The following is a 21,565-nucleotide window of genomic DNA, read 5'->3' on the forward strand; positions in this document are numbered from 1 at the left end:
GGTCACCATGGCCGAACAACCCTTCCTCGGCCGCCGAGGGTTCCTGCTGGGCGGGGCCGCCGTCGGCGCCGGCGCCCTGCTGGCCGGCTGCACGTCGAACACGCCCGCGAACTCGGAATCCAACGCGCCGGTCGCCAACGCGGGCAACAACGCCCAGCCCGGAAAGCCGGTCACGATCGGCTTTTCCGCGCCGGCCGCCGACCACGGCTGGATCGCGGCGATCACCAAGAACGCCAAGGCCCAGGCCCAGAAGTTCAGCGAGGTGAAGTTCAACGCGACCGAGGGCACCAACGACGTCAACCAGCAGATCTCCCAGGTGGAGACGCTGATCAACGCCAAGGTCGACGTGCTCGTGATCCTGCCCTTCGACGGCAAGGCCCTGACCTCGGTCGGCCAGCAGGCGATGGACGCGGGCATCCCGGTGATCAACCTCGACCGCGTCTTCGACACGCCGCTGGCGTACCGGACGTGGATCGGCGGCGACAACTACCGGATGGGCGTCAACGCGGGCAACTACATCGCCGCGGAGCTCAAGAAGAAGAACGTCGCCAACCCGATCATCGGCGAGGTCGCCGGCATCGACTCGCTGCCGCTGACCCAGGAACGCAGCAAGGGCTTCTCGGACGCGCTGGGGCGCGCCGGGTTCAAGGTCGGCCCACGCGTCTCGGCGCAGTTCACCTCGGAGTCGGGGGAGCAGCAGACGGCGAACCTGCTGCAGGGCGCGCCCAAGCTGGACGCCCTGTGGAACCACGACGACGACCAGGGCATCGGCGTCAACGCCGCGATCGACACCGCCGGCCGCAAGGAGTTCATCATGGTCGGCGGCGCCGGCTCGAAGAACATGATGAACCTGATCAAGACGGACTCGTCGCCGATCAAGGCGACCGTGCTCTACAGCCCGTCGATGGCCTCGACGGCGGTCGCGCTGGCCCGGCTGCTCGGGCAGAGCAAGGGGATCGGCGACCTGGCCGAGCACGACATCCCGGCCGAGATCACGACGTATTCGGCGGTCGTGACCAAGGAGAACGTCGACCAGTACCTCGACGTCGGCTTCGACTCCTGACCCGGACTTTCCACCGAGAACAGAGGAGGGGTATGTCCCCGGCACGGGAAACCATCGGGATCGGGATGGTGGGCCACGCGTTCATGGGTGCGGTGCACTCGCACGCGTGGCGCAGCGTCCACCGGTTCTTCGACCCACCGCTGGTGCCGCGACTCGCCGTCCTCGGCGGCCGTGACGAGGACCGGGCCCGGGCGGCGGCGGAGAAGTTCGGCTGGGAAGACGTCGAGACCGACTGGCGCAAGCTCGTCGCGCGGGATGACGTCGGCCTGGTCGACGTCTGCACGCCGGGCGACAGCCACGCGGAGATCGCGATCGCCGCGCTGGAGGCCGGGAAGCACGTGCTGTGCGAGAAACCCCTGGCCAACTCGGTCGCGGAGGCCGAAGCGATGGCCGAGGCGGCGCGGCGGGCCCGGGAGCGCGGGGTGCGGGCCATGGTCGCGTTCAACTACCGCCGGGTGCCCGCGCTCGCGCACGCCAGGAAACTCGTCGCGAGCGGGGCTCTCGGGGAGATCCGGCACGTGCGGTCGGTGTACCTGCAGGACTGGCTGTCCGATCCCGAGGCGCCGATGACCTGGCGGCTCCGCAAGGAGTCCGCCGGGTCGGGCGCGCTCGGCGACCTGGGTGCGCACATCGTCGACGCCGCCCAGTTCGTCACCGGCGACCTGATCACCGGGGTCTCGGCGCTGACGAACACCTTCGTCAAGCAGCGGCCGTCCGAAACCGGCGGCACGGACGACGTGACGGTCGACGACACCGCGTTGTTCCTGGCCCGGCTGGCCGGGGGAGCGGTGGCGTCGTTCGAAGCGACCCGGTTCGCGCTGGGCCGCAAGAACGCGATGCGGCTGGAGATCAACGGGTCAAAGGCGAGCCTGGCGTTCGACTTCGAGTCGATGAACGAGCTCCAGTGGTACGAGGGCACCGGCACCGAAGCCGGGTTCCGCCGCATCCTCGTCACCGAGCCGCAGCACCCGTACGTCGGCGCGTGGTGGCCGCCGGGCCACCTCCTCGGCTACGAGCACACGTTCACGCACGAGGTCGCCGACCTCCTGGACGCCATCGGCGCGGGCACCGACCCCGCGCCGAGCTTCGACGACGGCCTGCGCGTCCAGCGGGTGCTGGACGCCGTCGAGCAGAGCGCGGCCGCGCAGGCGGCCTGGACCTCGGTGGAGGAGAAATGAGCCGTCCGGTCACGCTGTTCACCGGCCAGTGGGCGGACCTGCCGTTCACGGAGGTCTGCAAACTGGCCGCGGACTGGGGGTACGACGGCCTGGAAATCGCTTGCTCGGGCGACCACTTCGAGGTCGACCGCGCACTGTCCGAAGAGGACTACGTGCCGGCGCGGCTGGCGTTGCTGGCCGAGCACGGGCTCAAGGTGTGGGCGATCTCGAACCACCTCGTCGGCCAGGCCGTCTGCGACGACCCGATCGACGCCCGGCACCGGGCCATCCTGCCGTCCCGGATCTGGGGCGACGGCGAACCCGAGGGCGTCCGGCAGCGGGCGGCCGCCGAAATGGCCGACACGGCGAGGGCGGCGGCGAAGCTCGGCGTGGACACGGTAATCGGTTTCACGGGGTCGAAGATCTGGAAGTACGTCGCGATGTTTCCCCCGGTCACGCGCGATGACATCGATGACGGTTACGCGGACTTCGCCCGTCGGTGGCACCCGATCCTGGACGTCTTCGACGAGGTCGGCGTCCGGTTCGCGCACGAGGTCCACCCGTCGGAGATCGCGTACGACTACTGGACGACCAAGCGGGCGCTCGAAGCCGTCGGCCACCGGCCGGCGTTCGGGCTGAACTGGGACCCGTCGCACTTCGTCTGGCAGGACCTCGACCCGGTCGGGTTCATCCTCGACTTCGCCGACCGGATCTACCACGTCGACTGCAAGGACACGAGAAAGCGCTTCGACGGCCGCAACGGACGGCTCGGCTCGCACCTGGCCTGGGCCGATCCGCGCCGGGGCTGGGACTTCGTGTCCGTCGGCCACGGCGACGTCCCGTGGGAGGACTGCTTCCGGGCGTTGAACTCGATCGGCTACACCGGCCCGATCTCGGTGGAGTGGGAAGACGCCGGGATGGACCGGCTCCGTGGCGCGGCGGAGGCGGTGAAGTACCTGCGCGAGCACCTGTTCGACCAGCCGTCGGCGGCTTTCGACGCGGCTTTCAGCAACCAGAGATGAGGGAGTTCCATGTGCGGTGACTTGCCAGAGCAGCACTCCCGACGAACGTTCCTGAACGTGGCGACAGCGGCCCTCACGGTGGGGGCCGCGGCCATCGCGTTGCCCGGTACCGCGGACGCTTCCCCGGCCCGGCAGCGGATCCCGGTCGACAAGATCAGCATCCAGCTCTACTCCCTGCGGTCGCTGCTGCAGGACGACCCCGAAGGCACGCTGTCGGCGCTGGCCGACATCGGCTACCGCAAGGTCGAGCTGGCCGGCACCTACGGCCGCAGCGCGACCGAGTTCCGCGCCATCCTCGACCGCAACCACATCAAGGCCTCCTCGACGCACGTCGGCATCGACGGCGACCTGAACCAGACCATCGCCGACGCCAAGATCCTCGGCAACCGCTCCGCCGTCGTGCCGTACGCGAACTTCGGCACCGTCGCCGAGTGGGAAGCCTTCGCGGGCCGGATGAACACCGCCGCGGTCGCCTTCCGGAAGGCCGGGCTGAAGCTCGGCTACCACAACCACGACCACGAGTTCGCCCCGATCGGCGGCGTCGTACCCTACGACGTGCTCACCGCGAAGACGGACAAGCGGCTCGTGCACCTGGAGATCGACCTGTTCTGGGCGGTGAACGGCGGCGCGGACCCGGTCGAGCTGTTCCGCAGGAACTACCCGCGCGTCACGCAGTACCACGTGAAGGACCGGACCGCGGACGGGCAGATGGTCGACCCGGGCGCGGGTGTCATCAACTTCCCGCGCATCTTCGCCGCGTCCTGCCACAACATCGGCGAATACATCGTCGAGCACGACCAGCCCACCGACCCGCTGAACACCGCGAAGGTCGGCTTCGAGTACCTCCGCACCGTGCGTTTCTGAGACCCCGGGGGAAAGTCGCATGCGAGTGTCACGTCGGTCGATGCTGGCCGGAACCGCCGCGGGTGTCCTCGTGCCCGCGGTCGGGATGGCCGATTCGGCCTACGCGGCGGGCCTGAACCGCCAGATCACCATCTACGCCGAAGCCCTGCCCGGCGGCCTCTACGGCTACGGCCTCGAGCCGGGCAAGGCCACGATCCCGGGGCCGCTGCTGGAGATCTACGAGGGCGACACCCTCGAGATCGAACTGGTCAACCGGACCGACCAGCGGCTGTCGATCCACCCGCACGGCGTCAACTACGACACCGGTTCGGACGGCGCCCCGCTCAACGCGTCGTTCAACAAGCCGGGCGAAACCCGCACCTACACCTGGAAGACGCGGGCCCGGTACGACGCCGGCGGCGGGTTCTGGATGCCCGGCAACGCCGGCTACTGGCACTACCACGACCACGCGATGGGCACCGACCACGGCACGGCCGGCCTCGCGCGCGGGCTCTACGGCGGGCTGATCGTGCGCAAGCGCGGCGACCTGCTGCCGAGCCGGCAGTACACCGTCGTGTTCAACGAAATGATGATCAACCACAAGATGGCGCCGGACACGCCGATCCTCGAGGCACGGCTCGGCGAACGCGTCGAGTGGGTGTGCATCGGGTACGGCAGCCTGCCGCACACGTTCCACCTGCACGCGCACCGCTGGGCCGACACCCGCACCGGGATGCTCGGCAGTGCGAGCGACAACGCCCAGACCGTCGACAACAAGAACCTCGACCCCGGCAGCTCGTTCGGCTTCCAGGTGATCGCCGGCGAGGGCGTCGGGCCGGGGGCGTGGATGTACCACTGCCACGTCCAAACCCACTCCGACGGCGGGATGGTGGGCCTGTTCCTGGTCCGCAACGCCGACGGCAGCCTCCCCGAGGGAGCGCAGGAAGCGATCGACCGGTTCAAGCTGCATGACCACTCCGGGCACGACATGAACCCGGATGGACGGACGCACGCATGAGGACGGGAGCTATGGGAAAACGATGGTTCGGAAGGCGCGGGGCGCTCGTGCTCGCCATCGGTGCGGTGGTCGCCGCCGGGGCCCCGCTGATCACGATGCCGGTGGCGCAGGCCGCGCCCGCCGCGGTGAACGTGCCCGTCAACGTGCTGGTCTTCCACGGCGCGGCGGCGGACCAGAAGGACCCCGTGCTGCGCGCGGCCGACGCGATCGCGCGGCTGGGCACGGACAACGGGATCACGGTGACGGCGTCTTCGGACCCCGCCGTGTTCAGCACCGCGAACCTCGCCAAGTACCGCGGGGTCGTCTACCTGTCCGCGCAGGGCGTCACGCTCAGCCGTGACCAGGAAGGCGCGCTGCAGGCGTACATGAAGGCCGGCGGCGGGTTCCTCGGCATTTCCGACGCGGCCCGCGCGCAGGACTCGTCCCAGTGGTTCACCGGGCTGATCGGCGCTCGCCCGGTCGGAGCGCGTCCGACGCCCGAAGCGGTGGCGTCGGTGACCGCGAGCGCGGAGAACCCGCCGAACGAGACCAAGGAAAAGCTGGCCGACAACAACGAGAACACCAAGTGGCTGACGTTCGCGACCACCGGCTGGGCGGCCTACAAGATGGCCACGCCGACCGCGGTCAGCAGCTACTCCCTGGTGTCGGCCAACGACTTCCCCGGCCGCGACCCGAAGAACTGGACCCTGCAGGGGTCCGCCGACGGGAGCACCTGGGTCGACCTGGACACGCGCACCAACGAGGTGTTCCAGGAACGGTTCCAGACCCGGACCTTCACCTTCGCCAACACGACGGTGTACCCGAACTACCGGCTGAACATCACCGCGAACTCGGGTGAGCCGCTCATCCAGCTCGCCGACCTCAAGCTGTTCAAGGACACCTCGACGACCCCGCCGCCGCCCGAACCCGCGCCGCAGCAAGCGGTCGTCGACGTCCTCGACGCGCAGCACCCGGCCACCGCCGGGCTGCCGCAGAACTGGACGCGCACCGACCGGTGGCTCAACTGGGAGACCAACCCGGTCGGCACCGTCCACACGGTCGCGCAGGTCGAGGAGAAGGGCTACCACCCGGGCGTCGGCGCGAACGGCGCGTTCCACCCGATCTCGTGGTGCCGTGACTACGACGGCGGCCGCTCCTTCTACACCGGCATGGGCCGCACCGAAGGCTCCTACGGCGAGGACCAGTTCCGGAAGCACCTGCTCGGCGCCCTGCGCTGGACGACCGGCATGGTGCGCGGCGACTGCCAGGCCGGGATCGCCGCGAACTACAAGATCGAGCGGCTGACCGGCAAGAACGCGGCCGGGCAGCTCGACCAGATCGGCGAGCCGCACGGGCTGACCATCGCCCCGGACGGCAAGATCTTCTACATCGGCAAGGCGGCCTGCCCGACCGGACCGGTCGTGAGCTGGGACGACCCGAACGTCGGCCTCGGCTGCGGCACGATCCACCAGTGGGACCCGGTCACCAAGAAGGTCAAGCTGCTCACCACGTTGCGCGTGATGGGCAACCGGGGCAGCGGTGACGAGCTCGTCAAGAACGAAGAGGGCCTGCTCGGCATGACGCTGGACCCGAAGTTCAGCGAGAACGGCTACTTCTACGCCTACTGGATGCCGCACGAGTCGATCGACCGCGACAAGCGGATCGGCAAGCGCACGATCTCGCGGTTCACCTACAACCCGACCGCGCAGACGATCGACCAGGCCACGCGCAAGGACCTGCTGTCCTGGGACGTGCAGATCCACAGCTGCTGCCACGCCGGCGGCGGCATGGCGTTCGACAAGGACGGCAACCTCTACGTCGGGTCCGGGGACAACAACTCCTCGGGCGGTTCGAACGGCTACTCGGGCAACAACTGGACGCTCGACTACAAGGGCCTTTCGTTCCAGGACGCGCGTCGCACGGCCGGCAACACCAACGACCTCGGCGGCAAGATCCTGCGCATCCACCCGGAGCCGAACGGGACGTACACGATCCCGCAGGGCAACCTGTTCCCGAACGGGCCGGCGGACAAGACGCGCCCGGAGATCTACGTGATGGGCGTCCGCAACATCTCGCGCCTGCAGATCGACCCGGTGCACAACTGGATGACCGCGGGCTGGGTCGGCCCCGACGCGTCCTCGCCGAGTCCCGAACTGGGCCCGGCGAAGTACGAGACGGCGACCATCATCACCGAGGCGGGCAACCACGGCTGGCCGTACTGCATGGGCAACCGGCAGCCCTACCGCGACCGCAGCAGCACCAACGCGGCCGAGCTGACCGGCTGGTACGACTGCGACAACCCGGTCAACACCTCGCCGCGCAACACGGGTCTGGTGAACCTGCCGCCGATCAAGGACAACATGATCTGGTACTCGCCCGACGGCGGTGGCCCGGTCTTCCCGAAGCGGCCCGGCAGCTCGATCCCGACGTACAACGCGGCGGACGCCACCTACACCCAGCCGTACCTGCGGGGCGGCGGCCAGGCGGTCATGTCCGGGCCGACGTACCACCGTTCGCTGGTCAACACGAACAGCGGCGTGGCGTGGCCGGCGTACTGGGACAACAAGTGGTTCATCGGCGACGAGTCGAACTCCCAGAACCGGGTCGCGGTGACCGTGGACCCGGCGGGCGTGCCGACGCACCAGCCGCCGGTGTTCGCCGAGACGTTCCGGCAGATCATCCCGGGCGGGTCCGGCGACACCCGGGTGCAGAGCTGGATGGACGCCAAGTTCGGGCCGGACGGCGCGCTGTACGTCCTGGACTACGGCAACGGGTTCTTCTCCCTGGACGCCAACCAGAAGCTGCTGAAGATCAGCTACACGGGCGGCGCGCCGACCCCCGCTCCGGCGGCGGCGTCGACGATGGTGCAGAACAAGGCGCTGACGGCGGCGTTCACCGGCTCGAAGTCCGGCGGCGTGTCCTACCGCTGGGAGTTCGGCGACGGCTCGGTGTCCACGCAGGCGGACCCGCGTCACACCTACCCGCGCACCGGCCTCTACACCGCCAAGCTGACCGTGACCTACGCGGACGGTGAAGCGGTGACGACCCGGACCTCGGTGAACGTCGGCTGCGTCGTGGCCGACCCGAGCCCGGTGGTGACCTTGGGCGACGGCATCACGAAGGTGGTGAACCGCAACGCCGGCGGCGGCTGCACGGTCGACGACTTCATCGACGACGAAGGCGTGTGGACCACGCACGCGGCGTTCGTCAACCACGTCGAGCAGGCCACCGAGACGCTGTCGGACCTCGGGGTGCTGAACGACTCCGAGGTGGCCGAGCTGAACGCGGCGGCCGAAGCGTCGCCGATCGGCAAGGCGGGCACGACGGGCTACGAAGCCCTGTTCGACGGCACGGCCGAGTCGCTACGGGCGTGGACGCAGGCACCTTCGGGTCAGTTCACACTGCAACCCGACGGGTCCATCCGGGCCGGCGGCGGGCTGGGCATGCTGTGGTACTCCCAGCGGCAGTTCGCGAACTTCTCGGTGAAGGTCCAGTTCAAGGACATCGCACCGGACACCTTCCGGGCCAATAGCGGCGTCTTCGTCCGGTTCCCGGACCCGCGGACGCCCTTGGAGCAGCGGCCGCCGGGCAGCTGCGGGACGACCGGGTCGGCGCGGACGTCGCAGGCGTGGGTGGCCATCTACTGCGGCCACGAGATCCAGATCTACGACGGCGACACCGGCGAGCCGCAGAAGACCGGGTCGGTCTACAACTTCGACCCGCGCCCGATCGACCAGGCGGGCGCGCGGCCGAAGGGCACGTGGAACGAGTACGAGATCAAGGTCGTCGGGCAGCACTACACGATGATCCGCAACGGCGTGGTGATCAACGAGTTCGACAACACGCCGGGCCAGCAGTCGTCGCGCGCGGGTGACCCGCCGACCGACCTGCGGCAGTTCGTCAGCGGGTTCATCGGGCTGCAGAACCACAGCGACAACGACCTGATCGAGTTCCGCAACATCCGGGTGCGGCAGCTGTAGCGCGATGGGGGCCGGGCGCGCGCGTCCGGCCCCCATCCCTCCCAGGAAGGGTTCCCCGCGATGTCCCCACGACCGATAGCCGTGCTGCTGACGGCTCTTCTGGCGGTGCTCGGGCTGGCCGTCCCGGCGGCTGCGCTGGCGGCACCGGTCCAGACGCTGACCTGGACCGGGAACAACAGCACCACCGAGTACGCGTCCGCGCCGACCGGTGCCCTGCCCGGCGAAACCACCATCGTCTTCGAGAACAGCGAAGCCACCGGCAACACGACGGGGATGTCGCACACCCTCACGTTCGACACGTCGACGCCGGGTTACAACCACGACGTTTCGCTGAACATCCTGGCCAACCCGTTCGACCCGGCCAACGGCCGTCATGAAGCGGTCGTGACGCTCACGCCGGGCAAGTACCGGTACTTCTGCACGATCCCCGGCCACACGGCGATGGTGGGGGAGTTCGTCGTCTCCGACGGCACCGGCGACACGACCGCGCCGACGGTGACGGCTGCCGTGGCGGGCAACCGCGACTCCGCCGGCAACTACATCGAGTCGGCCACGGTTTCGCTGACCGCGACCGACGCGGGTTCCGGCGTGGCCTCGGTGGAGTACCAGCTCGACGGCGGCACGTGGACGGCCTACTCCGCGCCGGTGGCGGTGACCGCGGTGGGCATGCACATGCTCCACTACCGCGCGACCGACGTCGCCGGGAACACGTCTCCGGAGGGGATGGAGCACTTCACGATCGTCGAGGGGCAGGGTGACACGACGCCGCCGACGGTGACCGCTTCCCTTTCGGGAGACCGGGATTCCGCGGGCAACTACCTCGACGTCGCCACGGTGTCCCTGACAGCGACCGACGCCGACTCTCCGGTGGCGTCGGTGGAGTACCAGCTGGACGGCGGCGCGTGGACGGCGTACTCGGCGCCGGTCGCGGTGACCGGCGCGGGTGCGCACATGGTCCACTTCCGGGCGACCGATACCGAGGGGAACACGTCACCGGAAGGCATGTCGAGCTTCACGGTGGTCAAGCGCGACACGACCGCACCGACCGTGTCGGCTTCCGTGGCTGGGACTCAAGACGCGGACGGCAACTACGTCGGCAAGGCGACGGTCACGGTGACGGCTTCGGACACCGGGTCCGGCGTCGCCGCGGTCGAGTACAAGGTGGACGGTGGGGCGTGGACGGCGTACTCCGCGCCGGTTGCAGTTTCTTCGGCCGGGGCGCACACGGTGGGCTACCGAGCCCGGGACGTCGCCGGGAACGCGTCTTCCGAGGGAAGTGTGGCGTTCACGGTGGTCGCGGGCGGCGACACGACGGCGCCGGTGATCTCGATGCAGGTGACGGGGAACCAGGACGGCAACTGGGACTTCGTCGGCCGGGCGACCGTGACGCTGTCCGCCGTGGACCCGGAGTCCGGCGTGGCTTCGATCGAGTACAAGGTGGACAGTGGTGCGTGGACCACGTATTCGGCGCCGGTGGTGCTGACTGCGCTGGGTGAGCACACGGTGCGGGCCCGGGCCACTGACGTCGCCGGCAACGTCTCGGCGGAGGCACCGGGGACGTTCACGGTGGTCGCGGCCCCGCCGCCGCCGGACGCGTGCCCGGTCTCGGACACCCGTGAGACGGTGGTGATCGGCGAGATCGACAGCCAGGTCGTGAACATCGACACCGGCAACGGCTGCACGCTCAACGACGTCATCGACGCGAACGCGGAGTACCCGTCGCACGACCGGTTCGTGAAGCACGTGAAGGCGGTGACCCAGGAGTTGGTGGGAAATGGGGTGCTGTCATCGGGTGACCGCAACCGCATCGTGACGGCGGCGATCGAGTCGGACATCGGCGGTGCGCCCACTGCGGGTGCTCGGGCTGGTGACGTCAGGAAGCTGTTGTAGCGATCCGGACTTGAGTGAGGCTTGGTGCGCGGCCTCGTCGAAGGAGGTTTCTTCGGCGGGGCCGCACTGGCGTTCGGGCCGGATGTCGGCGGCGCGCCCACTGCGGGCGCCCGGGCCGGTGACGTCAGGAGGCTGCTGTAGCCCCGGGACTTGAGTGAGGGCTTGGTGGATGGCCTCGCCGAAGCCGATTCTTGGGCGGGGTCGCACGGCGTTCGGGTCGGATGTCGGCGGCGGCCGGTGACGTCAGGAAGCTGCTGTAGCCGCCCGGACTTGACCGAGTGCTTGGTGCACGGCCTCGCCGAAGCCGGTTTCTTCGGCGGGGTCGCACCAGCGTTCGTAGGCGAGCGTCATGACGAGCGCGCCGAGCTGGGCGGCCACGCGGGACACCGGGTCGGGTACGCCGCGGCGCTCCAGTGCCTCGGCCATCGCCGCGGTGAGCCCGAGCCCCTTCAGCGCTTCGCGTTCCCGTAGCTCGCGGTTGGCGGCTAGCACGGCGAGCCGCCGGGTGGCGAACTCGCGGCGGTCGGGGGTGAAGGCTTGCCGGCCGACCGCGTCCAGCGCGTGGGCCACGGCGTCGAGCGGCTTGGCCCCGGCCGGTGCGTCGTCGATGCCGTCGGCGAGCAGCCCCGCCATCGTGTCGCCGCCGAAGAGCACTTCGCGCTTGTCGGGGAAGTACCGGAAGAAAGTGCTCTTCGTCAGCCCGGCGCGTTCGGCGATCTCGGTCACGGTGGTGTTCTCGTAGCCCCGCTCCTCGAAGAGGTCGAGCGCGGCGTCGACGAGCCGCTCCGGTGCGTGGGGCTGCCAGCGGGCCATGTCCCGAGTGTACGGGACTTGGTCCCGTCACCTCGTGTACGGTGATGGGACCAAGTCTCATCACTCGGAGGTGCGTCATGAGCCGCGCGGTCGTGTACTCGAAGTTCGGTGGTCCCGAAGTGCTGGAGCTGCGGGAGGTGCCGGAGCCGCACGCCGGGCCGGGCGAAATCCGGATCCGCGTGGCGGCGGCCGGCCTGAACCCGATGGACGTCGGCCTGGTGGCGATGCCCGAACTGGCCGCCGGGTTCGGCGTTACGGTGCCTGCGGGCTTCGGCTACGACCTCGCCGGCGTGGTCGACGAAGTCGGCGAAGGCGCCACGGGGTTCACAGCCGGGCAGCGGGTCTTCGGCGGCGTGATGGCCGCCGCGGCGGCGGACTACGCCGTGGTGGCGACCCCGGCCGAGACGCTCTGGCCGACGCCCGACGGCGTGCCCGACGAGGTGGCGGCCACGCTCCCGGTGGCGGGCCTGACCGCGGCGGCGGCCCTGGCGGCGATCGACGTGCGCCCCGGCGACACGGTGCTGATCGGCGGAGCGGCGGGCGGTGTGGGCGTGTTCGCGGTCCAGCTGGCCCGGCTGGCGGGCGCGCGGGTGATCGGAACGGCGTCGGCGGGGACGTTCGAGTTCCTGCGCGGGCTGGGTGCGGAGCCGGTGGCGTACGGCCCGGGCTTGGCGGACCGCGTCCGGTCACTGGCCCCGACGGCGGCCACGGACCTGTTCGGCACGGAGACGGCTTCGGCGGCGCTGTCGCTCGGCATCCCGCCGTCGCGCATTTCGACGATCGCGGCGGGCCCGAACCCGCCGGGCGGAGTCCACGCCAGGGGCGGCTTCGACGCGGGCCCGGCGGAGTTCAAGCGCGTGGTCGACGCGGTGGTGGCGGGGGAGATCACGGTCCCGATCGCGGCGAGGTTCCCGCTCGAGCAGGTGCGCGAGGCGGCGGAACTGCAGGCGAGCCGCCACGTCCACGGCAAGATCGTCCTGACGATGTGAGGGACGGGGCGTAACGGCCGCGCCCACGTCGGCGACTGCGAGGAGCAGGCGAACCGACAGGAGACCACCGCGATGGCCGAAACACTCGCACAGCTCGGCATCATGGCCGCCCACGAGGTGCGCCCCGGCACGGAAATGGACCAGGTGGTCGGCCGGATCCTCCAGGCGGACGACATCGACGAAGCCGACCTGCAGATGAAGTACGAGACTCTGGTGGCCATCTACAAGCTCAAGCGGCTGCTGACCTGGACCTTGGTGGTCGTCCCGCTCATCCTGACCGGCCTCGGAATCGTCATCTACGCCGGCGCCGTGCGGTAGCTCGTCGAGACACGCGTCAGATCCCGCGCGAGTCAGTCGCCGGTGCCGGCTCGTTCAACTCCCGCCGCGCGCTCGAGATGAACTCGGCGGTGGTGCGGAACCGCGCCTTCAACACCTCGGTACGACCGGCGGCATCGAGTTCCGCCGCGCTGCCGGTCGCGCCGGGGTGGGCGTCCAGGATGCGCCGGTGCTCGCGGAACTCGCGGCCGACGCTGCGCACCACCTCGGCCGCCTGGGTGGCGACCTCCTCCGGTCCCTCCAGCTGGACGCGGACGTTCGCCTCGTCCAGCGCCCGGCGCGCGGCGAACCCGCCCTCCCAATGGGATCCCCCGGTGAACGGGGCCGCGAACCAGCCGGCGTCGAGGACGCGGTACGCCTCGTCCACTTGGGACACGAAGTGCTGGTAGACCTCGCGCCGGAGTTCGCGGCGGTGGTCGGCCCGCTCCTCGGCGCGCTGCTCACGGGCGAGGACGCGCTGGTGCTCGAGCTGGCGCCTGGTCAGCCGGGCCGAGATGGTCCCGGTCAGCCCGGCCGCGGCCAGGGTGGACAACGAAGTGACCAGCGCGACCGCGACTGTCGGATTCACGCCGTCATTGTGCCGCAGCACGTCACGAGTACGTCCAGTGGCCGAGCCACGACTCGCGCCACGCCACCGTCAGCTCGCCCACTCCGTCCACTCCGGACCGGTCCACCTGCGCCTTCCACGCCTCCTCCAGCGACGCGCACAACTTGGACGCCGGCAGCTCCACCCCGCCCGCCGTGAACTGCTTCAGCACCGACTTCGGCACCGCCAGCTTCGCCTTGCCCCGGACCACCGACTGCTCCGTCGCCCGGCAGATCAGGTACTCCACCGTCGCCGAGTCCGCGGCCGACGCCACCTGGGCCAGCGCCCGGTACAGGCACTCCAGCGGCGCCGCCAGGCCGCCGCGCTGGCGGGCGATCTCCCACGACACCCACACCGCCATGCTCTCCGGCATCTGGAACGGGCGGTACGGCAACGCCGGGCCCGCGAACGTCTGGTAGTCCGCCGTCGGGTCGGCGAAGGACCCGGCCGCCTCCTCCGGGTCCGGGGGCAGGCCGAGGCGCTTGAACAGCTCGCGCAGCAGCTTCTGCGGACGGGCCGGCGTCGACGACTCGCCCAGCAGCTTCGTCAGGATGCGGTTGAGACGCTCGGCGGCGACGCCCTGGATCGACAGCTGCAGGTGGACGAACGCCACGTCCGACAGCGTCGTGCCCGCGCAGCCGACCACCCCGACCTGCGGGTACCGCTGCAGGAACGACGCGATCGCGTGCGTGGAGCCGATCCGCGCCGGGCCGACGAACGTCACCGGCAGGACCGTGCCGATCCGCTGGCGGGACCGGAGATCTCCCTTGTACAGCGGGGAAAACTCGCCGTCGGCGTGGTAGACCTCGAACCAGTTGCCCTGCCGGTGCCCCGGCCGCGTGTCGGCGAGCCAGAAGCTGTACCGGTGCTTCTCGCACAATTCCCGGAACCGGTCGGCCAGCTCGAACCGGGCGGCCGCGGACACGTCCCGCAGCGCGATCGCGAACCGGACCGCCAGCGACGAGCACGGCGGCGCCACCTCCTTGCGGGTCCGCAGGTCGTGGTTGCGCGTCTTGACGATCGTCGGCAGCTGGGCCGGGCTCTGCAGCGACAGCAGGGGCGCGTCGATCAGCGCCGACGCCGCGTCCGAGATCTCGCGCACCAGGTCGCGGACCGCCAGGCCGTGCCACTCGCACACCTCGCGCGCCGCCGGGTCGATCGCGATCAGGCCTTCGAACGTCTGCGCGGACTCGTAGATGAACGTCGGGTTGGGCGAGGTCGTCTGGTGGAAGACCCAGCCGCCGGCGTTCTGCTCCGGGCGTTCCGCCGGCTGCCTGCCGTCGCTGTGCTCGACGGCTTCGGTGCCGTCCAAGGGTTTCCGGGTGCGGGTGCCGATCACGACGCCGGCGCCGTTCGTGGCCGAGCACAGCGTCTCGAGGAAGACCGCGCTGTCGTCGTCCGCGGACACGAGGTCGCGCAGGTACCCGGTGCGGGCGAGCGCGTGGTGCACCTCGAAGTCCACTTTGGTCACCGGCTGCCGCGCGATTTCGAACCCCGCCCGCGCGAGGTCGGCGACGTTCCGCACGGAGACGCGCTGGGTGCGCACCTTCACCACCCCCCGGAGGAGTCGAACCGGACGTCGGCTTCGAGGGGTTTGCGCCGGTCCCACGCGCCGGTGCCCGCCCACCGCGGCGCCCCGATGCGGGACAACGGGATCGCCGACTCGCGCCACGACGCCTGGCCGAACAGCACCAGCGCGGCGAGCACCGGCAGCGCCACCGCGACGGTCAGCGTGGTCTGCACGACTTCGCCGCGGCTCTGCGTCGCGACGGCCGCGGCGAACGCGGCGACGGCCGCGATGCTCAGCTGCACGAGTGCCTGCGGCAGTGTTCCGAGGTAGCCGAGCACGGTCCGGCGCGGCGGCAGCGACAGGCGGCTGTAGAGGAAACCGGGCAACAGCAGCAGCATCGTGATCACGGACTGGCCGTCGCCGATGTGGCCGAGCGCGGCGGTGGCGGCCCGGCCGTACGGCCACGGGCTGCCCACGAGCATCCACCCGAGCACGAACGACACCGCCGCGACGGCGAGCGCGTAGAACGTCACGTTGAGCGGGCCGGACTTCGTGGAGTCCTTGAGCACGAGCGTCGCGCGCACCCGGACGTGGTCGCCGCGCGGGTCGCGGCCGCCGGAGCGGCGCCAGTACGCGCGTCCCTCGTTGTCGGCGATGCCGGTGACCAGCACGAGGTCCTGCCCGAACTCCCGGTCGGTCAGCTCGCGCGCGGCCTCGCGCAGGTTCGCGGCGGTGAACTCCGGGTGCCGCCGCAGCGAGTTGTCCAGCTCGTTGGTGTCGATCCGGACCGCCTCGCCCGTCGTCGCCGCGGCGGCGAGCCGGTGGCAGGCGGGCAGGCTGCGCGGGGACAGCTCCACGCCGGACTGGCCGGCCTCCCACTTGCGGCGGCGCAGCAGGTCGGCCAGGCGCCGCAGCACGGTCTGCGCCTGCAGCTCGAGGATCTTGTGCCGCGCGCCGTCGGCTTCCTGCAGCGGGGCGGCGTCCTGCCGTTCGGCCAGCGACACCAGGTCTTCGGCCAGCCCGTCGACCTGGTGCTGGTCGGCGTCGGTGGACAGGTACATCCGCGAAATCTCGGCCTCCGGCGCGGTACCGGCCACCAGGTGGTAGGACTTCAGCGTCGCCGGGATCGTCGTCTCGTAGCTCACGACGTACCCGCGCCGGCTGGAGGCGAGCCGCCGCCACTGCTCCTGCGCGGCGGGCCGCCGCGCGTCGACGTGCAACGGGGTTTCGTAGCTGAGCCGGTGTTCCTCGACGGAGTCGTCGAGGGCGACGACCAGCATGTAATCCCGGACCGCCACGTTGAGCAGGTACGCGTATTCGACCAGCAGCTCGGAACAGCCGGCGAGGATGTCCAGCGCCAGTTCCCGGCACTGCCGCCCGTACCCGGGGACCGTGCCGCCGGTCGGCGCCAGCGCGAACTCCTCCTCCGGGTGGTTCCGTTCGGTGAGCAGCGTCAGCAGCGCCTGCTGGATGAGCCAGCGGGGTTCGTGCACCTGGAACAGGAAGGTGTTCAGCTCGTGCTTGGCGGTCTGCGCGTTCTCGTCACTGGCGAGGATCCCGCGCAGCAGCCGGTAGAGCCCGGCGGCGACCAGCCGGGACGCCTCGTGCTGCGTCAGCCGCGGCAGCTTCTGGCCGGAGCTGTCGAAGACGTCGACGGGGGAGACGTCCCGGCGCGGCAGCCGGGCGAGCGGCACCCACAGCGACCGCTGCCGCGCGGGTCTGGAGGCGGCGCGCTCGCCGTGTTCCCGGCCGATGAGGTCCTGCAGCTGCGCGGTCGCCTGGCGCTGGCCTTCGTCGAGCAGCTTGAGGCTGACGTCGACCTCGGTGCTGCGCCGGGCGGTCCCGTGCTCGACGACGGTGAGCCGCTCGGTCAGCCGGCGCACGTGGTTGAGCCGCAACGAGGTGTCGAGCAGGGCCAGCCCGACGGCGGCACCCTGCCGCGACAGGCGGGGCGGAGCGCCGGGGATGGGAATGGTCTCGATGGCGTGCCGGAGACTGTCGATGCCGTCCACTCCTGTGAGAGTAGGAGGTCCCGGTGCCGGATACGACAAAACGCGGAATCCCGTCCCGGTTCACCGGGTTGCCGCGCTCAGCAGGCCGTCGGTCGCGTCCCACAGCCGGCGGGCCAGCGCCGCGTCGAGACCGGCCTTGCCCGCCCGGCGCACCGCCGGGCCGCCGCGCAGGCCGCCCGGCCCGTCCGGCCCGACGTAGGCGTTGCCGGGCACGTCCGCCGTGGCGGCGTAGAGCACCGACAGCGCACCTCGTTCCGGTGAGTTGGTCAGGAACCTGAAGCGGTTGACGACGTTCGACCGCGAATGCGCGGCCAGCGCGGTGCGCGCGATCCCCAGGCTGGCCAGCACCGAGCGGACCGCGCTGCCCGCCGCGTCGAGCCGGCGCTGCAATTCCAGGGAAAACAGCACCACCGCCAGCTTCGACGCCTGGTAGGCGGCCATCCCGTGGTAGCCGCGCGTCCGCCAGTCCAGGTCGGCGAGGTCGAGCTCGCCCCGCCGGTGCAGCTCGCTGGTGACGTGCACGACCCGGTCGGTGACGTGCCCGAGGAGCAGGTTCGTCAGCAGGAACGGGCCGGTGTGGTTGGTGGTGGTCTGCCGGTCGAGCCCGTCGGCCGTCCGCGCGGCCGGGACGTCCATCACGCCGGCGTTGTTGACCAGGACGTCGAGCGGGCCGGACCACGAGCCGGCGAAGGCCCGCACCGACGTCAGATCGGCCACGTCCAGGGGCCGGACGTCGAAGGTGCCAGGGAGTCCGGCGACCGCGGCGCGGGTTTTGCCGACGTCCCGCACGCCCAGCACGACCCGGGCGCCGGCGCGGGCCAGTTCCCGCGCCGTGATCAGTCCCAGGCCGCGGCCCGCTCCGGTGACCACCACCGTCCGCCCGGTCAGGTCCGGCAGGTCGTCCGTCGTCCACTTCGCCATTTTTCCGCTCCTCACTCGAAGTTCGCTCGCTTCCCCAGTGAACGCAGCGGCCGGGAGCGGAGGAAGGACCCGCTCAGCCACTGACTGCCAGGCCGTGGCTGAACCGGGCGAGGTGGTCGACGATGAGGACCATGAACCCGAGCTTCGACCTCGCGTCACTGGGCGCGTTCCTGCGCACCCGGCGCGCGGCGCTGCAGCCGGAGGACGTCGGGCTGCGGCGCGGGCCGCGCCGGCGCGCGCCGGGCCTGCGGCGCGAGGAGGTGGCGGAGCTGTGCGCCATGTCCGCCGACTACTTCGCCCGGCTCGAACGCGGCACCGGACCACAGCCGTCGGAGCCGATGGTCGCGGCCATCGCCCGCGGCCTGCGGCTGACCCCCGACGAGCGTGATCACGTGTTCCTGCTGGCCGGCTACCGCACCGCCCGGCGCGACCTGCGCTCCCGGCACGTCGGTCCCGGGCTGATGCGGATCGTGGACGGCTTGGCGGGCGCCACCGCCCAGGTGATGGGCCCGCTCGGCGAGACGCTGCTGCAGACGCCGTCCGCGGTGGCGCTGCTCGGCGACGAGACCCGCTACACGGGCAACGCCCGCAGCGCGGCGTACCGCTGGTTCACCGATCCCGCCGCCCGCGCGCGGTACGACCCCGCGGAGCACGACAAGAACAGCCGCGTCACGGTCGCGCAGCTGCGCGGGGCGGTGACTCGCTACGGACCCGGCTCGCCCGCGGCGGAGCTGGCCGAAGTCCTGCGGCGCACCAGCGACGAGTTCGCCCGGCTGTGGGAGCGGCACGAAGTGGGCTTGCGGTGGAGTGAAACCAAGCGGTTCGCGCACCCCCGGGTCGGGCGGCTGGACCTCTATTGCCAGGTGCTGCTGGATCCGGATGAGGGGCAGTCGCTGCTCGTGTTCACCGCTACGCCGGGGACGGAAAGCCACGAGAAGCTGGCTTTGCTCTCGGTGCTCGGCACGGAGAGCTTCGCCGGGGAGTGAGCGTGGCCGGTGATCGTGGGAGACGCATTCTCGAGCCAGACGGCCCCGGCAACGAGGACGTGCGGGCCCGACCGGGCTGACGGCGGTGATCGGTGCGATGCTGGGGCATGCCCGATCAGCCGGCCCCGCGGCGGGAACTGGAACGCGTCCGCGACGGCGGCGGCCCCGGCGCGGACCACGCCCGCACGGCGTTGACGGCCACCGCCACCCCCGACCGGCTCCGGGCCGCGATCCTGGCACTGGCGGCGGCACGGGGACCGGAGAGCAGCACGTGCCCGTCGGACGCGGCGAGGGCGGTCGCGGACGACTGGCGGCCCCTGCTGCCCGACGCCCGTGAGCTGGCCCGCGAACTCGCGAAACTGGGCGCGGTCCGGCTGACCCAGCGCGGCCGCACCCTCGACCCCGGCGGTACCTGGACGGGTCCGATCCGGATCCGGATCGTCCGCCCTGACGTACGATCGGACCCGTGATCGAGCTGCTGCTGGGCCCGCTCGACCTGGCGAAGGTGCGGTTCGCGCGGTCGCCGATGGAGGAGCTGCGCAACAGCGTCTACGTCCTGGCGGGCCGCCGCGGTGCGGACCTCCACCGCCCGTGGATCACCACGGCCCGGCCCCGGCTGGCCGGGCTGGACCTCACCGTGCTCTTCACCCTGCTGTCCCTCGACCACGGTTTCCCCGGCTTCCTCAACCCGCTGACCGAACCCGGCGAAACCTTCGCCGACCAGCTCGATCGCGTGCGCGCCACCGACGACGCCGGCGTCCGGTGCTACTTCGACGAAGGCTGGGCGGGCGACGAAGTTCCGCCGATCCTGCGGCCGCTGTACGACGACCCGGGGCGTGAGCTCGGCCCGTTCTGCGACCTGCTCGCCGCGTACTGGCGCGCGGCGATCGAGCCGGTCTGGCCGCGGCTGTGCGCGTTGCACGAAGCCGACCTCGTCCACCGGTCGGCCGCTTTGACCGGTGGTGGCCTCGCCCGGCTCTTCGACGACCTCCACCCGCGGATCGAGTACGCGGGCGACGTGCTGCGGGTCCTGTTGCCCCACCACGACGTCCGCCACACCGTGAACGGCGTCGGCGTGCTGCTCAAGCCGAGCGCGTTCATCTGGCCGAGGCTCAGCGTCTGCGACGGCCACGACCAGGTCTCGATCGGCTACCCCGCCCGCGGCGTCGGCCGGCTCTGGGCACAGGCGCCGGTCGCGCGGGCGCCGCTGGCCGAGCTGGTCGGCCGCAGCCGGGCGGCGTTGCTCGCCCTGCTCGACCTGCCCCGATCCACGACGGAGCTCGCGCAGCACCTCGGGGTCACGCCCGCCACGGTCAGCGAGCACCTCGCGGTGTTGAGGATGAACCATCTGGTGCGGTCCCGGAGGGCCGGCCGGGTGGTGCTGTACGAGCGCACCGCGCGGGGCAACGGCCTGCTGCACGACGATCCGGTGACGCCCTAGCCGGACATGCCGGCCGCGCTGGCGATTCGGCGCTGCCCTGGGCGGCCATGCCCGCTGCCACGGCGATTCAGTGGTGCCGGTGGGCGTGCCCGTCGCCACGGCGGGTCGGTGGTGCGGTGAGCGGGCGTGCCCGTCGCCACGATGATTCAGTGGTGCCGTGGGTGGACGTGCCCGTCGCCACGGCGGGTCGGTGGTGCGGTGGGCGGGCGTGCCCGTCGCCACGATGATTCAGTGGTGCCGTGGGTGGACATGCCTGCTGCCACGGGGATTCGTGGTGCCGTGGGTAGACATGCTCGCCGCCACGACGTTTCGGTGGTGCGGTGAGCGGGCGTGCCCGGCGCCGCGGCGTTTCGGTGGTCGTGGGTGGGCGTGCCCGGCGCCGCGGCGAGCCGGTGGCGGTATGGGCGAGCGTGTCTGCTGTCCCGACGATTCGGCACTGCCCTAATCGTCGCGCCGCCCCTACCCACCCGGCGACGATGGCGTTACCGATCGAGGGAGGCCGGGATGCGCCAGCGCGAGGTGGCGAACGCGGTGGTGCGGATCATCGCGCGGGACGGGCTGGCCGCGGTGACCGCCTCCACCGTCGCCGCGGAAGTCCGGCGCCCGACCAATTGGGCAGTACGCCACGCCGCCGCCGAAGAACTGTTGCTGCGGCTGACCCTCACCAACACCGTCGACGCCGTCGACCGCCGGATCGCCGCCGCCCGGTACGAGCCCGGCCTGCTCGGCGCCTTGGCCGGGCAGCCGGTGCCCGACCTGGCCGCGCACCGGCCGTGGCTGGGCCTGCTCGTCCGCTCGGCGGCCGGCCCGGATCTCGCCGACCCCGTGCGCCTGCGCTTCGGCGCCCGATACCGAGAGCTGCGCACGCGCGTCGCCGTCACCGAACCGTTGCCCGGCAACGAAACGCGCGCGACTTCGGCGCTGGTGGACGGCCTCACCGCGCACGTCCTGATCGGCGCCTGCACACCCCGGGAAGCGGCCGAAACCCTGGCCGCCCACCTGAACCGGTGAGAAAACCG

18 protein-coding genes are annotated in these 21,565 nt (G+C 71.2%); 13 read left to right on the plus strand and 5 right to left on the minus strand.

Annotated features, from left to right (window positions below):
- Positions 1 to 7: 7 nt before the first annotated feature.
- The 7 genes from ACIQWX_RS16220 to ACIQWX_RS16250 are packed head-to-tail and all read left to right on the plus strand — an operon-like array spanning position 8 to position 10,952.
- Positions 8 to 1,063, plus strand: a complete 1,056-nt coding sequence (locus tag ACIQWX_RS16220) for a substrate-binding domain-containing protein (protein WP_400870764.1) — start codon at positions 8 to 10, stop codon at positions 1,061 to 1,063.
- A 32-nt stretch (positions 1,064 to 1,095) separates the two neighbouring features.
- A complete protein-coding gene (locus ACIQWX_RS16225; RefSeq protein WP_400870767.1) occupies positions 1,096 to 2,241 on the plus strand; it encodes a Gfo/Idh/MocA family protein in 1,146 nt (381 codons plus the stop codon).
- A complete protein-coding gene (locus ACIQWX_RS16230) occupies positions 2,238 to 3,242 on the plus strand; it encodes a sugar phosphate isomerase/epimerase family protein (RefSeq protein ID WP_400870770.1) in 1,005 nt (334 codons plus the stop codon). Before ACIQWX_RS16225 ends, ACIQWX_RS16230 begins: the two co-directional genes overlap by 4 nt.
- Before the next feature lie 9 nt (positions 3,243 to 3,251).
- Positions 3,252 to 4,106 (plus strand): TIM barrel protein, encoded by an 855-nt coding sequence (locus ACIQWX_RS16235; RefSeq protein WP_400870773.1) that lies wholly within the window; start codon positions 3,252 to 3,254, stop codon positions 4,104 to 4,106.
- A 19-nt stretch (positions 4,107 to 4,125) separates the two neighbouring features.
- Positions 4,126 to 5,103, plus strand: a complete 978-nt coding sequence (locus ACIQWX_RS16240) for a multicopper oxidase domain-containing protein (protein ID WP_400870775.1) — start codon at positions 4,126 to 4,128, stop codon at positions 5,101 to 5,103.
- Positions 5,104 to 5,114: 11 nt separating this feature from the next.
- A complete protein-coding gene (locus tag ACIQWX_RS16245) occupies positions 5,115 to 9,062 on the plus strand; it encodes a ThuA domain-containing protein (RefSeq protein WP_400870778.1) in 3,948 nt (1,315 codons plus the stop codon).
- Between the two features lie 60 nt (positions 9,063 to 9,122).
- Positions 9,123 to 10,952 (plus strand): OmpL47-type beta-barrel domain-containing protein, encoded by a 1,830-nt coding sequence (locus tag ACIQWX_RS16250; RefSeq protein WP_400870781.1) that lies wholly within the window; start codon positions 9,123 to 9,125, stop codon positions 10,950 to 10,952.
- Positions 10,953 to 11,195: 243 nt separating this feature from the next.
- On the opposite strand, the gene ACIQWX_RS16255 is transcribed toward ACIQWX_RS16250, so the two are convergent.
- Positions 11,196 to 11,765: a TetR family transcriptional regulator gene (locus ACIQWX_RS16255; RefSeq protein ID WP_400870784.1), complete on the minus strand. Its 570-nt coding sequence runs from the start codon at positions 11,763 to 11,765 to the stop codon at positions 11,196 to 11,198.
- Positions 11,766 to 11,842: 77 nt separating this feature from the next.
- On the opposite strand from ACIQWX_RS16255, the gene ACIQWX_RS16260 reads away from it, so the two are divergent.
- Both ACIQWX_RS16260 and ACIQWX_RS16265 read left to right on the plus strand, forming a co-directional pair.
- Positions 11,843 to 12,754 (plus strand): NADP-dependent oxidoreductase, encoded by a 912-nt coding sequence (locus ACIQWX_RS16260; RefSeq protein WP_400870787.1) that lies wholly within the window; start codon positions 11,843 to 11,845, stop codon positions 12,752 to 12,754.
- 72 nt (positions 12,755 to 12,826) lie between these two features.
- Positions 12,827 to 13,072, plus strand: a complete 246-nt coding sequence (locus tag ACIQWX_RS16265) for a hypothetical protein (protein WP_400870790.1) — start codon at positions 12,827 to 12,829, stop codon at positions 13,070 to 13,072.
- A 16-nt stretch (positions 13,073 to 13,088) separates the two neighbouring features.
- Here ACIQWX_RS16265 and ACIQWX_RS16270 read toward each other — a convergent pair whose 3' ends face one another.
- The 4 genes from ACIQWX_RS16270 to ACIQWX_RS16285 are packed head-to-tail and all read right to left on the minus strand — an operon-like array spanning position 13,089 to position 18,119.
- On the minus strand, positions 13,089 to 13,658 hold the full coding sequence (locus ACIQWX_RS16270; protein WP_400870793.1) for a hypothetical protein: 570 nt from the start codon (positions 13,656 to 13,658) through the stop codon (positions 13,089 to 13,091).
- A gap of 22 nt (positions 13,659 to 13,680) precedes the next feature.
- The gene (locus tag ACIQWX_RS16275; protein ID WP_400870796.1) at positions 13,681 to 15,222 is read right to left on the minus strand and encodes a hypothetical protein; all 1,542 of its coding nucleotides are present in this window, start codon (positions 15,220 to 15,222) and stop codon (positions 13,681 to 13,683) included.
- A gap of 2 nt (positions 15,223 to 15,224) precedes the next feature.
- Positions 15,225 to 17,198, minus strand: a complete 1,974-nt coding sequence (locus ACIQWX_RS16280; protein ID WP_400870799.1) for a hypothetical protein — start codon at positions 17,196 to 17,198, stop codon at positions 15,225 to 15,227.
- Between the two features lie 60 nt (positions 17,199 to 17,258).
- Positions 17,259 to 18,119 carry an SDR family NAD(P)-dependent oxidoreductase gene (locus ACIQWX_RS16285; protein ID WP_400870802.1) on the minus strand — a complete coding sequence of 287 codons (861 nt, stop codon included), beginning with the start codon at positions 18,117 to 18,119 and terminating at the stop codon, positions 17,259 to 17,261.
- A gap of 131 nt (positions 18,120 to 18,250) precedes the next feature.
- Here ACIQWX_RS16285 and ACIQWX_RS16290 point away from each other — a divergent pair, with 131 nt between their 5' ends.
- The 4 genes from ACIQWX_RS16290 (at position 18,251) to ACIQWX_RS16305 (ending at position 21,557) form a co-directional block, all read left to right on the plus strand.
- Entirely contained in the window at positions 18,251 to 19,105 is an 855-nt protein-coding gene (locus ACIQWX_RS16290) for a helix-turn-helix transcriptional regulator (RefSeq protein ID WP_400875782.1), read from the plus strand.
- Between the two features lie 107 nt (positions 19,106 to 19,212).
- A complete protein-coding gene (locus tag ACIQWX_RS16295; protein WP_400870805.1) occupies positions 19,213 to 19,575 on the plus strand; it encodes a DUF3253 domain-containing protein in 363 nt (120 codons plus the stop codon).
- Complete coding sequence (locus ACIQWX_RS16300; protein ID WP_400870808.1) at positions 19,572 to 20,546, plus strand: ArsR family transcriptional regulator; 975 nt, start codon at positions 19,572 to 19,574, stop codon at positions 20,544 to 20,546. The genes ACIQWX_RS16295 and ACIQWX_RS16300 overlap by 4 nt, the downstream gene beginning before the upstream one ends.
- 504 nt (positions 20,547 to 21,050) lie before the next feature.
- Positions 21,051 to 21,557 (plus strand): hypothetical protein, encoded by a 507-nt coding sequence (locus ACIQWX_RS16305; protein ID WP_400870811.1) that lies wholly within the window; start codon positions 21,051 to 21,053, stop codon positions 21,555 to 21,557.
- Positions 21,558 to 21,565 lie beyond the last annotated feature (8 nt).

It is taken from the genome of Amycolatopsis sp. NPDC098790 (assembly GCF_044759945.1).
In the GTDB taxonomy this organism is placed as follows: Bacteria; Actinomycetota; Actinomycetes; order Mycobacteriales; family Pseudonocardiaceae; genus Amycolatopsis.

Bases quoted from the DNA above. Each gene is read 5' to 3' on its own strand.
- ACIQWX_RS16220 (WP_400870764.1), top strand. From the start codon at position 8: ATGGCCGAACAACCCTTCCTCGGCCGCCGAGGGTTCCTGCTGGGCGGG.
- ACIQWX_RS16225 (WP_400870767.1), top strand. From the start codon at position 1,096: ATGTCCCCGGCACGGGAAACCATCGGGATCGGGATGGTGGGCCACGCG.
- ACIQWX_RS16230 (WP_400870770.1), top strand. From the start codon at position 2,238: ATGAGCCGTCCGGTCACGCTGTTCACCGGCCAGTGGGCGGACCTGCCG.
- ACIQWX_RS16235 (WP_400870773.1), top strand. From the start codon at position 3,252: ATGTGCGGTGACTTGCCAGAGCAGCACTCCCGACGAACGTTCCTGAAC.
- ACIQWX_RS16240 (WP_400870775.1), top strand. From the start codon at position 4,126: ATGCGAGTGTCACGTCGGTCGATGCTGGCCGGAACCGCCGCGGGTGTC.
- ACIQWX_RS16245 (WP_400870778.1), top strand. From the start codon at position 5,115: ATGGGAAAACGATGGTTCGGAAGGCGCGGGGCGCTCGTGCTCGCCATC.
- ACIQWX_RS16250 (WP_400870781.1), top strand. From the start codon at position 9,123: ATGTCCCCACGACCGATAGCCGTGCTGCTGACGGCTCTTCTGGCGGTG.
- ACIQWX_RS16255 (WP_400870784.1), bottom strand. From the start codon at position 11,765: ATGGCCCGCTGGCAGCCCCACGCACCGGAGCGGCTCGTCGACGCCGCG.
- ACIQWX_RS16260 (WP_400870787.1), top strand. From the start codon at position 11,843: ATGAGCCGCGCGGTCGTGTACTCGAAGTTCGGTGGTCCCGAAGTGCTG.
- ACIQWX_RS16265 (WP_400870790.1), top strand. From the start codon at position 12,827: ATGGCCGAAACACTCGCACAGCTCGGCATCATGGCCGCCCACGAGGTG.
- ACIQWX_RS16285 (WP_400870802.1), bottom strand. From the start codon at position 18,119: ATGGCGAAGTGGACGACGGACGACCTGCCGGACCTGACCGGGCGGACG.
- ACIQWX_RS16290 (WP_400875782.1), top strand. From the start codon at position 18,251: ATGAACCCGAGCTTCGACCTCGCGTCACTGGGCGCGTTCCTGCGCACC.
- ACIQWX_RS16295 (WP_400870805.1), top strand. From the start codon at position 19,213: ATGCCCGATCAGCCGGCCCCGCGGCGGGAACTGGAACGCGTCCGCGAC.
- ACIQWX_RS16305 (WP_400870811.1), top strand. From the start codon at position 21,051: ATGCGCCAGCGCGAGGTGGCGAACGCGGTGGTGCGGATCATCGCGCGG.